The organism is Alteromonas ulvae (genome assembly GCF_048987005.1).
GTDB lineage: Bacteria > Pseudomonadota > Gammaproteobacteria > Enterobacterales > Alteromonadaceae > Alteromonas.
In genome coordinates, this window is the sequence record NZ_CP185261.1 from 1,719,659 (window position 1) to 1,731,193 (window position 11,535).

The following is an 11,535-nucleotide window of genomic DNA, read 5'->3' on the forward strand; positions in this document are numbered from 1 at the left end:
AACGCATGAATTCATACGTATTCATGCGTTTTTTTGTTTTTTTAACAAAATAATAACAACATAATCGTTTAAGTATTGTTATATTTAGGTCATATTGTTGACGTATGTTGTAATTTAATTACGTTTTAGAGGGTGCATTTGCACCGTTTAACCTAAGAGTGAGACGCTACATGAACGCAAAAGCGGCAAAAACGCCAACCTCTCCAAAGATCGATAAGGCCGAATTCAAGGCTGCCGTTATCAACCATCTTCATTGTTCGTTGGGCACCGACGAAAACAAAGCAAATAGCCATGCCTGGTGGAAAGCCACCTGTGCGGCTATGCAGCAGCAGGTATTAGAGGGACTGCGCAAGACGCAAAAGACTCATTATTTAAACGATACTCGTGCTGTGCACTATTTTTCAGCAGAATTCCTTATGGGTCGCTTATTATCAAATAACCTTCACAATTTTGGTTTATTTGAAGTTGCCAGTGATGCGCTGAAAGAGCTTGGCGTGGAAATTTCGGATGTTCTCGAAGAAGAGCCAGATATGGCATTAGGAAATGGTGGTTTAGGTCGTCTTGCTGCGTGCTTCATCGACTCGCTTGCCACTATGGAAATGCCTGCAATAGGCTATGGCATTCACTACGAGCACGGGCTTTTCCGTCAGGAAATAAAAAGTGGTGCGCAAATTGAACGTCCAGACAGCTGGCGCGATTACGGCAACCCTTGGGAAATTTGTCGCCCAGAATCTACGCAGGAAATATCACTTTACGGTTACGTAGAAACCAAATACGGCGAAAACGGACGCGTAGTGAAAGAATGGCATCCTGGCTCGATTGTTAAAGGTGTGCCGTGGGATATCCCTGTAGTTGGATACGAAGGTAAAACCGTAAACGTACTGCGTTTGTGGCAGTCTGAAGCATCGGGCTATTTCAACTGGGATGTGTTTAACGCTGGCGGTTATGTGGATGCGCAACGGGAAAACGTGCAGGCAGAAACCATATCTAAAGTGTTGTATCCAAACGATGAGACTGAAGCCGGTAAAGAGCTTCGACTTATTCAGCAGTACTTTTTCTCTTCGTGTTCGTTAAAAGATATTATTCGTCGTTATAAGCGAGCTCATGGTGATGATTGGAGCCGTTTTGCAGACCAAGTGGTTATCCAACTTAACGACACCCACCCGGCTATTTCTATCCCGGAATTGATGCGTATTCTTGTTGATCGCGCAGAGCTTAATTGGGATGACGCATGGGCAATTTGTACGAAAGTATTTGCCTATACTAACCACACCTTATTGCCTGAAGCGCTAGAAAAGTGGCCTGCAAGAATGATTGAGAAGATCCTTCCTCGCCACTTAGAAATCATTTATGAAATCAACCACCGCTTTATGGCTGAAGTTGATAAACAATGGCCGGGCGATAATGCAATGAAAGAAAAGCTCTCTATCATTGAAGAAGGCAGCGAGAAAATGGTGAGAATGGGTAACCTATCAGTCATCGGTTCATTCGCTGTAAATGGTGTAGCAGAAATGCATTCTCGTCTTGTAAAAACATCATTGTTCCCAGAGTTTGATGAGCTTTACCCTGGTAAACTGACTAACGTGACCAACGGCATTACTCCGCGCCGCTGGCTAAAAGCGTGTAACCCTGGTCTTTCTAAACTCATAGATAAGAAGATTGGTGAAGATTGGCCCAAAGATCTCGACAAGCTGCAGGGCTTAAGCAAATTTGCTAAAAACAAAACCTTCCAAAAGCAATTCATGAAGGTGAAATTGGAAAACAAAGAGCTGTTAGCAGAAGAAATTCGCAAATCTCTCGATATTGAAGTGGATGTTAACGCCATTTTCGACGTGCAAATAAAACGTCTACACGAATATAAACGTCAGCATCTCGCGCTAATTTATATTATGGCACTGTATCGCAGAATCCTTGAGAACCCTGGTTATGACATGCATCCTCGCGTGTTTATCTTTGGCGCAAAAGCGGCACCGGGTTATAAACTAGCGAAAGATATTATCTTTGCCATTAATAAGGTTGCAGATAAAATCAATAACGACCCTCGTGTAAATGAAAAGCTTAAAATCGCGTTTTTACCTAATTACCGAGTGTCGCTAGCAGAGAAGATGATCCCGGCGGCAGATGTATCTGAACAAATAAGTACTGCCGGTAAAGAAGCTTCAGGCACAGGTAACATGAAACTAGCGCTAAACGGTGCTGTAACCATTGGGACGCTTGATGGCGCGAACGTGGAAATTGCTGAAGAAGTAGGCGATGACAACATCTTTATCTTTGGTCTTACTGTAGAAGAAGTCAACGAGCGTAAAGCGGCGGGTTACAACCCATATGATTACTACTACAAAGACGCAGAAATTAAAGCGGTGCTCGACTGGTTAGAAACAGATTATTTCACACCTGGTAAACCGGGCGCGCTTGTTTCAATTAAACAAAGTTTGCTTGACCACGGCGACCCATACATGGTGTTAGCAGATTTCAGAGCTTATTCCGATGCGCAAACTAAAGTTGATGCAGCGTATAGAGACAAAGATCGCTGGGCTGAAATGGCGATTATTAACACGGCTAAAATGGGGAAATTTACCTCAGATCGGTCAATAAAAGACTATGTTGAACGCGTGTGGAAACTTTCACCGTGTAAGATCGAAAGCTAATCGCAACACGACTCGTAAAAAAGCCTGAAAATGTTATCGTTTTCGGGCTTTTTTGTTTGATGTGATTTTTCTATGTTTCAGCCGTTGCGCTATAATTGAAAAAACAATGTCAAAAAACGAGCATGGTTTAAGCACTTGGTTGGTCGGTTTTATTGGTAGTTAAAACGCTAACATTGCGTCAACACTGCGCACCCACATAACCAAGTATGTTTTTTTATACGCCTTTGCCATTGCTACGTTGGGTTCTGAGTGTTTCTATAGCCCAAGTAGTTGTTTAAGTACCTCGTAGCTATAGAGCGCAAGGAAACACATGAGTCGACGTCACACTTCATTGGCCACCATTCCCAACCGATTTGCATTTATCGATAGTGTATCTAAAGTTGCGTCTCAATGTTCTGAGCTTTCCTTGATGTTGGTTGATGTAGTGAGGTTCTCTGACGTCACCACAAGTCTAGGAATAAATGTCGGTGATCAGTTCCTTTTAGAGATCGCCAATAGAACCCAAAAACTATTTGGAGACGAAGTTTCGTTAGGTCGCATCAGTGGAGATGTTTTTGGAGTTGTATTCCCCAATGTGAGTAATGAAGTGACGCTTCGCTGTTCTTTTGACCATCTGGTAGAGCACTTTAAAGTACCTATGTACCACGACGACAATGCCTTTATGGCAGACTTCAATGTGGGCGTAGCGTGCAGTAACGAGTCGCACTGGGTCAGCAACGCTAATGAAAAACCTAGTTTTGATATTACCGCGTTTGTTTCTCGCGCCGAGGCCGCGTTAAAACAAGCCAAAGAAAATAAATATGAAAATTATTTCTCATTGGCGCTGAAAGATAAAGCCGATACGGGAAGAAGTTTAGCGCTTAAGGCTGACCTTAAGCGTGCGCTGGCGCAAAACGAGCTTGAGCTTTATTACCAACCTAAAGTTGATTTGGAAAATTTGAGTGTTGTTGGGGCTGAATGCCTACTAAGATGGAATCATCCTCTTGATGGCGTTTTATTTCCTGGTCCACTTATCGAAGCCGCTGAATCATACAATATGATGAACGAGTTGGGCTATTTTACACTAGAGCAGGCGTTTAGGACGCTTGCAGAGTTCGATGTTAAGCGCCTTTCTTTATCACTTTCGGTGAATATTTCACCTACACAGCTTTATGACAATCAGCTTATTCCTACGCTACATATGCTCAGTGAGTCATATTCTATTTCTATGACACGCCTTGAACTTGAACTGACAGAAGATATTGCACTGTCTAATTCATTAATGGTGAAAAAGCAGCTAGACGAACTTCGAAGCCTTGGTATTTCAATTGCGGTGGACGATTTTGGTAAAGGTTATTCTAACCTTGCTTATATTCGTGACTTACATCTCGATTCACTGAAAATAGATAAGGCGTTTGTCATGGAGCTAGAAAAGGGCGATGTAAACAGAGCCATTATTGAAGCGGTAAAAATTATTGGCGCAGCAAAGGGCTGCAAAGTGGTGGCTGAAGGCGTAGAAACCGTAGAACAGCTGCACATTTTAAGAGAGATTGGTATTAGTGAAGGGCAGGGATATTTGTTTTCTAAAGCCGTACCGTTAAAAGACTTCGTTTCTCTAGCACAGCAAGAAATAATCGTTGGCAGTTCACCGACCCGCAGAAAGGCATAGTATTTACAAATGCACGTGTAAGTGTGCCCATGAATACCGCCAAATCAAATCGCTATACACGTTTTGTAACCATTTTTTGAGTATCCCTTCGTCGCCATTCAGTGATATATATACGTTCTGTGGTATAAAGTTATCCCTAATCAGCGTAGTCGTATTTGCTAAGTGCTGCGCTGCTTCTATCATACTATTGTGCATTTGAATTACTGAAGGAATATAAATATGGACATTGCTTTTAACTATGTATTTTCGTATCAAGCTTTTTTATTAATACTGGTAATTGTTTTATTAAAGACGTCTGTTAAATTTGTGCCGCAAAATAGAGCGTACATCATTTCTCGCTTCGGAAAGTACAACACAACATTAGAAGCTGGTCTCAATTTTATTTTTCCTTTTATCGATACTGTGGCAGCTGACCGCTCTTTAAAAGAGCAGGCTGAAGATGTACCAGAGCAATCTGCGATAACAAAAGACAACATTACCTTAAGCGTTGATGGCGTGTTGTATTTTCGCGTTGTAGACCCTTACAAAGCCACTTACGGCGTTGAAAATTATACCTTTGCGGTAAAGCAGTTAGCGCAAACCACCATGCGTTCTGAGTTAGGTAAAATGGAGCTAGATAAAACCTTCGAAGAGCGTGATTTGTTAAACACAAATATTGTATCGGCACTCAATGATGCAGCAGCCCCATGGGGCGTTCAGGTGCTACGATACGAACTTAAAGACATCAATCCGCCCAACTCTGTGCTTGACGCTATGGAACAGCAAATGAAGGCAGAACGATTAAAGCGAGCGCAAATTTTAGAGTCGGAAGGTGACAGGCAGGCTGCAATTAACCGCGCAGAAGGTGAAAGGCAGTCAATAGTGCTGGCCGCGCAAGCTGAAAAAGAAGAGCAAATTCTTAAAGCACAGGGTGAAGCAGAAGCTATCATTCAAGTGGCAAAAGCGAATGCCGAGGCTATTGAAACCGTGGGTAAAGCGGCGGCAACCGAAGAAGGACAAAAAGCCGTTCAGTTAGATCTCGCTAAGGGCGCTATTAAAGCCAAAGAGCAAATTGCGAAAGAAAGTTCACTCATATTGTTGCCAGATGGTGCTACTGAAATTGGTAACGTGGTTGCCCAAGCGATGGCGATAGCAAATAAGATTGGTCAAAAGGTCGATTAGCATGTTGGCGAACTTTGAAAGTATTGAGAATATTGAAAGTTATTTGCTTGCGTTAGGGCTCGTATTGATAATTGGTGAGTTGTTACTTGGCTTTTCGATTATATTACTATTCACTCTGGGTGTATCGTTATTGATAACCTCAGGGCTTGTGTTTTTAGACGTATTCGAGCCGAGCATATTGAATCTATTCATTGCGGTGTCAGTGTTAGATACGCTGTTAATGGTGCTGTTATGGAAACCAATGAAGTACCTTCAGCGAGATAAGGCCCCACAGTCTGTAAAAAGCGACCTCGTGGGCAATGTTATTGAGCTTACTCAAGACACAGGGCCGACCCAACCATCTACGGTGCACTATTCTGGCGTGACTTGGAAGGTAAAGTGTAACCAATCGCTACCTGCTGGAACGAAAGTGGTTATAGAAGATGTGGAAGTGGGTAGCATTACCGTTAAGTCGAATACTGCAGCGTAAATACCCTAAAATAGAGCAACTACTTGCATCATCCCTTAAACAGGATTCAGGTTATTTGGCACACCGTACGCTTGTCAGTCGTTAGCAAGTGGTGTGCTTTACGCTCGACATACAGTAAATTTGTGCTTTTTTCGTTGAAAACGTGCTTTTGAATTAACGGATCGTTAAACTATCACTATTCTTTTTCAACACGGTTGAACTATGCAACAACTCATCGATAGTGGAAGTTTTCTCGCGTTATCCAGACGCTCTCCTTCGTTATTTTCAACACCAATCACGTTTGAACTGCAAAATAGCAGCGGTATTGTGCGCATTGATATTGCAGCACCAGGGATCATTAGCTTTTATCCTGAAAAGAATACACCTAATAAGAAAAACGTTGTGTTGTCCTGTGGCGTACACGGTAACGAAACGGCGCCTATCGAAATTTGCGATGAGTTAGTTCAGCATATTTTAACGGGCAAGCTCACGCTCTCGCATAATGTATTGTTCTTGTTCGGTAACCTACCTGCGATGGATATTGCAGAGCGCTTTGTTGAAGAAAACATGAACCGCTTATTTAGCGGTGCACACTCTAGAGGTGAAGGATTAGTAAACAGTGAGCGCAAGCGAGCTAAAGCGCTAGAAGATGCCGTTGCCGATTTCTTTAATGAGACAAGCGGCGAGCGATTCCATTACGACTTGCATACCGCTATACGAGCCTCGAAAAACGAAAAGTTTGCAGTATATCCTTTTTTACATGAACGTAAGCACAGTAAAAGCCAGCTTGCTTTTTTAGCGGCGTGCGGCGTGAAAACCATACTGCTATCTGAAAGTGCTACTACAACATTTAGCTATTACTCCTCGTATCACCACAACGCTCACGCCTTCACCGTGGAACTGGGGAAGGTTCAACCGTTTGGGCATAACGACATGACTCGTTTTGCTGATGCAAAAGCCGCGTTGACCCGTCTTATTACTGAAGAGGAATATGCGCCCACGGTTGATATTGAAGAGCTTGATATCTATCGCGTTAATCAAGTCATCAATCGGCAGGAAGAACAATTTAGTCTACATTTCGACGATGACACGCCCAATTTTACCGATTACCCTAAAGGGACGGTATTAGCGTCTGAACCCAATACCCAGTACATCGCCCAAGAAGACGGCGAAGCTATTGTATTTCCTAATGCACAGGTTGCTATTGGACAACGAGCGCTGCTTACCGTAGTACCAACCACTTTAAAAAGCCTTGATATATTGGAAAATCAGAATGTTTGAATTAGACAGTCGTTTACACAATGATACATTTTTTGTCTGCGACTTAACGCTTTGTCGTGTATTGTTGATGAATGACAAGCAGTTTCCGTGGCTTATTTTAGTGCCTATGCGCAACAATCTCGCTGAGATAATTGATTTGCCGGAGCAAGAGCAGCAGACGTTGCTTGCAGAATCAGCCAAGGTGTCGAAAGTGTTGCAGCAGGTATTTTCGCCTTACAAACTGAATGTAGGGGCGTTAGGCAATGTGGTTAGGCAGCTTCATGTTCATCATGTTGCGCGCTTTGAAAATGACGTGGCTTGGCCCAAACCCGTTTGGGGCACTCAAGCACCTGTAGCCTATGACGACGCGGAAGCCAGTGCAATACTATTAACATTGAAACAGGCGCTAAGCGAATAACAATTAGCAAAATGCGCCATCTATAAAAACAACACTTTTAAATGGAGTTATTATGATCATCTCTACTACGCCCACACTTGAAGGTCACAAAATTGAAGGCTATTACGGTATCGTTGTTGGCGAAGCCGTCATGGGAGCGAATGTTTTTAAAGACTTATTTGCTTCTATCAGAGACATTGTGGGTGGTCGCTCTGGTTCATACGAAGAAGAGCTCACTACCGCGCGGAAGCTCGCGTTTAGTGAACTTGAACATGAAGCTCGAGCAATGGGCGCAAATGCGGTAGTGGGGATCGATTTAGATTATCAAGTCATTGGTGACAAAGGCAGCATGCTGATGGTGAGTATAAGCGGTACTGCAGTAAAAACAACGCCGCTTTAAACTGAAAACAAACGCTTTTATTTGACATAAAACGCTGCCTGTTAAGCAGCGTTTCGGTTACCATTTGTCGTCTTCATCATCAAATCCACTGGTCGTTTTCTTGCCCTTTGAGTTACCGGTTGGCGCTGTACTGCCTTTGTCATCATCAAAAGGCTTCGACGGTGTGGGGAATTTAAATTTAGCGCTGTACTTTAATAACGTAATGTTGCCAACGACCACACCGAGTACTAATACAACGATAACGATTACCCAAATTGTGTCCATACTAGTTCTCAGTTGCGAAGTGAATGTGTTGTTGAAAAGTGCGTTACGATAATCTGGGTAGGCGTTTTTTTATGAGCGACCAGATAAGCACCTATTTAAAGGCGTATAAAAAGCATCCATATCAACAATTAGTTGTACCACACCATTATAAACCATGATTAAGCACATAGCGTTTATACACATAAGGCAAATTAGCTAATACCGTATCTTTACCTAGGATATCGCTTTGCTTGAGGGCGCTTGCGAATGCTTCAAGGCTACGAGACTGCTCAAAATCGGCCGCTACCGTTTTATGACTTAAGTGCCAAAGCTCTCGTGCAACCCCCCCTCTGTTCTCGCTGAAAGGTCGAAAAAAACCAAACTCAGCCATATTATCTTCAAGCCAACATGCAAGCGCATAACAAGGCCCTTGTGGTAGGTATTCTTGTTCCACTAACTCAAAGTGGCCGTTCCATTGATGAACCGACTCTCTATCATACACATCTAAATCGGTGCCCCAATGATGGCGGCTGGCACCGGGTAATGCTGACCATGTCAAAATAGCGTGCAGCCTATCTGTACTTGATAGCGTAGTGTTATCTAATACTTCGCCGTTTGCATTACGCAATATTGCCTCACCACGCCACTTTTTGTTAAATATGGCAAGCTGGCGTTCAAAGCTGCGAAAGCTGCTGACTATTTGCAGGTCGATACCGTCGCTATGGGCTTTGTGTTGCATTGCAGTAAACGCCAATACTACGGTAGGGTGAAGCAAATGGCCACAGCCAGCATCAACCAAGTCTTGGTTATGCTGGCCTAGCCACTGTTTATCAGTGATGTTGCCGGTCATTAGTTGGCAAGCAGGCGTTCAAGAATGCCGAAATACATATCGGCGAGTTGTTCAAGGTCAGACATTTTTACGCATTCATCTATCTTATGAATAGTGGCGTTGACGGGGCCTAGCTCAATCACTTGTGCCCCTGTTGGAGCAATAAATCGTCCATCTGACGTACCGCCTGCGGTTGATAATACCGTGGGCGTGCCTTTTACTGATTCAATAGCGCCTTGAGTGGCTTCAAGCAGAGCACCTGAGTCGGTTAGAAATGGCTGTCCGTTGAAAGTCCACTTAATGTCATAGTCTAACTCGTGTTTGTCCAATATGGCTCTGGTACGCTCAATGAGTATGTCGTTTGTCACTTCTGTAGAGAAACGGAAGTTAAAGCAGACGTGAAGCTCACCGGGGATCACATTACCGGCGCCCGTACCGCCGTGGATATTGGAGATTTGAAAGCTAGTGGGCGGAAAAAATGCATTGCCGTTATCCCAATGGGATTTAGCCAATTCATCAAGTGCAGCCGCCGCTAAATGTACTGGGTTTTTTGCAAGGTGAGGGTAGGCTACGTGTCCTTGCACACCTTTTACGATAAGATCGCCAGTGAGAGAGCCTCGACGCCCGTTTTTGACAATATCACCCACATGTTCGGTAGAAGATGGCTCGCCTACTAAGCACCAGTCAATTTTTTCATTGCGGGCTTCAAGGGCATCAATAACGCGGGTTGTACCGTTGATAAAAGGGCCTTCTTCATCACTGGTAATTAAAAACGCGATACTTCCCTTGTGATCAGGGTATTTGTTTACAAACTCCCTAGTGGCGACAAGCATAGCCGCAAGGCTTCCTTTCATGTCTGCTGCGCCGCGCCCGTGTAAATAGCCATCTATTTCAGTAGCTACAAAGGGCGATGTTTTCCATGCGCTTTCGGGCCCGCTTGGCACTACATCGGTATGTCCTGCGAAGCAAAAAAGTGGCCCCTCTGTGTTGCGTCTCGACCATAAATTAGTGGTGTCGTCGAACACCATAGTTTCATTATCAAAACCAAGTTCGCTCAAAAATGCTTTCATTGCGTCCTGACAGCCAGCGTCGTCTGGTGTAACCGAGCGACGATTAATCAGGTTTTTGGCAATATCAATAACGGAGTCGTTTAGCAAAATATTTCCTCGTACTGAGCAGGTTTAAAACCAATATGAAACGTGTTGTCTGCGACTAAAATAGGGCGCTTTATCATGGCGGGATGAAGTTCTAGAAGGGCCAGCGCCTTATCTTTGTCGATAGTCGCTTTTTCCGCCTCGTCTAGCAGTCTATAAGTAGTGCCCCGTTTGTTGAGCATGGCTTCCCAACCAAGGTGGGCCTCCGCAAGTGCTAAAAACTCTGCATCGACACCGTCTTTTCGGTAATCGTGAAAAGTAAAGTCGATGCCCTTTTCAGCTAACCATTTTTTCGCTTTTTTAATGGTGTCGCAGTTAGGAATACCATACAAAACTGTGCTCATACTATTATTTCCGTACTTCTGAATAGATTAAATGGACTAAGACCGTAAATAAGCTCACTGATAAGAGCAAAGTAAAACAATTCATCACACAAACAAGGTGAGTAATGGGTCTTCAACAGCGTCTACATATTTTCTTGTGGTGGGCATAACACCTAGCAACGCGTCAGCGTTCAATAATGTCACAATACAAACATTTCCTGCACCCTGCTGCTTAAGCCAGCCCGTATTGACAGTAAATAATACCGCACCTGCTTGAAATGTTGAACCACGCTTTACGTGACAATTAAATTGAGCGCCATGAAGGTGCTGCGTGTTTTCTCCGTACTTTATCAAGCACTTCAACCCTACGCTTGATTTAATTTCAATAGCGTAGTCTAGAGGTGTAACGCGAGTGCATACACCACTAAAAGGCGCTTTTATACTTGATGACGGCGCACCTATTACGGCGCCGGGCCCAAAGTAACCCCGCGTGTACAGCGTATTATTGATGGAATTGAGTGGTTGTATCTGCCCGCTCACCGGAGAAGCGATGTGGAAAGACTTTTTAAACGTGTCGGGGGGGATAGAAAGTAACTGACCTTTCTTCACGGTTAATGGATCCCGTTTACGGTATAGCCAGCTTTTTTCAACGCTTTCACTGCATCATCAAGTTTGTTGTCTTTTACTAAAAAGAAGTCGGTGTCGAAAGTAGAAACTACAAATATTGCGACTTTTACGGCCGCTAATACTTGCCCCAACTCAGCCATAATCCCTACCATTGAGAGGTGAAGAGGGCCAAGTAATTCTAATGCTCGCCAATTTTCATCGCTGTCGACAGAGTCGACTTCTACCGATTCAGGAACAACAATAGACAATTCATCTTCGGTCTTTCCGAGAAAAAATAAAGGGCTGTTTAGCACGGAAGATGGAATGTCAGAGTCGGGATCTAAACTGTGAATAGTGAATAACGCGTCGTGTACTAAAAGAGTTTGTTTAGGCATGAATAATCATAAAACGTAAATGC

13 protein-coding genes are annotated in these 11,535 nt (G+C 43.6%); 7 read left to right on the forward strand and 6 right to left on the reverse strand.

What is annotated here, in order from left to right; all coding sequences use genetic code 11:
* Window positions 1-170: 170 nt before the first annotated feature.
* From ACOJR9_RS07525 to ACOJR9_RS07555, 7 genes are all read left to right on the forward strand, one after another.
* Window positions 171-2,648, forward strand: coding sequence for a glycogen/starch/alpha-glucan phosphorylase (locus tag ACOJR9_RS07525; protein ID WP_420935681.1), 2,478 nt, complete (start codon window positions 171-173; stop codon window positions 2,646-2,648).
* A gap of 310 nt (window positions 2,649-2,958) precedes the next feature.
* Window positions 2,959-4,296, forward strand: coding sequence for a putative bifunctional diguanylate cyclase/phosphodiesterase (locus ACOJR9_RS07530; protein ID WP_420935682.1), 1,338 nt, complete (start codon window positions 2,959-2,961; stop codon window positions 4,294-4,296).
* A gap of 219 nt (window positions 4,297-4,515) precedes the next feature.
* A complete protein-coding gene (locus tag ACOJR9_RS07535; protein WP_420935683.1) occupies window positions 4,516-5,457 on the forward strand; it encodes an SPFH domain-containing protein in 942 nt (313 codons plus the stop codon).
* Window position 5,458: 1 nt separating this feature from the next.
* The gene (locus ACOJR9_RS07540; RefSeq protein ID WP_420935684.1) at window positions 5,459-5,926 is read left to right on the forward strand and encodes an NfeD family protein; all 468 of its coding nucleotides are present in this window, start codon (window positions 5,459-5,461) and stop codon (window positions 5,924-5,926) included.
* Window positions 5,927-6,127: 201 nt separating this feature from the next.
* On the forward strand, window positions 6,128-7,186 hold the full coding sequence (gene astE / locus ACOJR9_RS07545) for a succinylglutamate desuccinylase (RefSeq protein ID WP_420935685.1): 1,059 nt from the start codon (window positions 6,128-6,130) through the stop codon (window positions 7,184-7,186).
* Window positions 7,179-7,583 (forward strand): HIT domain-containing protein, encoded by a 405-nt coding sequence (locus tag ACOJR9_RS07550; protein WP_420935686.1) that lies wholly within the window; start codon window positions 7,179-7,181, stop codon window positions 7,581-7,583. The genes astE and ACOJR9_RS07550 overlap by 8 nt, the downstream gene beginning before the upstream one ends.
* Window positions 7,584-7,635: 52 nt before the next feature.
* Window positions 7,636-7,962: a heavy metal-binding domain-containing protein gene (locus ACOJR9_RS07555; RefSeq protein WP_032095025.1), complete on the forward strand. Its 327-nt coding sequence runs from the start codon at window positions 7,636-7,638 to the stop codon at window positions 7,960-7,962.
* A 57-nt stretch (window positions 7,963-8,019) separates the two neighbouring features.
* Here ACOJR9_RS07555 and ACOJR9_RS07560 read toward each other — a convergent pair whose 3' ends face one another.
* The 6 genes from ACOJR9_RS07560 to ACOJR9_RS07585 form a co-directional block, all read right to left on the reverse strand.
* Entirely contained in the window at window positions 8,020-8,226 is a 207-nt protein-coding gene (locus ACOJR9_RS07560) for a DUF2897 family protein (protein ID WP_420935687.1), read from the reverse strand.
* Window positions 8,227-8,371: 145 nt separating this feature from the next.
* Entirely contained in the window at window positions 8,372-9,055 is a 684-nt protein-coding gene (locus ACOJR9_RS07565) for a M15 family metallopeptidase (protein WP_420935688.1), read from the reverse strand.
* Window positions 9,055-10,191 carry a succinyl-diaminopimelate desuccinylase gene (gene dapE, locus ACOJR9_RS07570; RefSeq protein WP_420935689.1) on the reverse strand — a complete coding sequence of 379 codons (1,137 nt, stop codon included), beginning with the start codon at window positions 10,189-10,191 and terminating at the stop codon, window positions 9,055-9,057. The genes ACOJR9_RS07565 and dapE overlap by 1 nt, the downstream gene beginning before the upstream one ends.
* Window positions 10,185-10,532 (reverse strand): ArsC family reductase, encoded by a 348-nt coding sequence (locus tag ACOJR9_RS07575; RefSeq protein WP_420935690.1) that lies wholly within the window; start codon window positions 10,530-10,532, stop codon window positions 10,185-10,187. The genes dapE and ACOJR9_RS07575 overlap by 7 nt, the downstream gene beginning before the upstream one ends.
* 84 nt (window positions 10,533-10,616) lie before the next feature.
* Window positions 10,617-11,120 (reverse strand): PTS sugar transporter subunit IIA, encoded by a 504-nt coding sequence (locus ACOJR9_RS07580; protein ID WP_420935691.1) that lies wholly within the window; start codon window positions 11,118-11,120, stop codon window positions 10,617-10,619.
* A 2-nt stretch (window positions 11,121-11,122) separates the two neighbouring features.
* Window positions 11,123-11,512, reverse strand: coding sequence for an ACT domain-containing protein (locus ACOJR9_RS07585; protein ID WP_420935692.1), 390 nt, complete (start codon window positions 11,510-11,512; stop codon window positions 11,123-11,125).
* Window positions 11,513-11,535 lie beyond the last annotated feature (23 nt).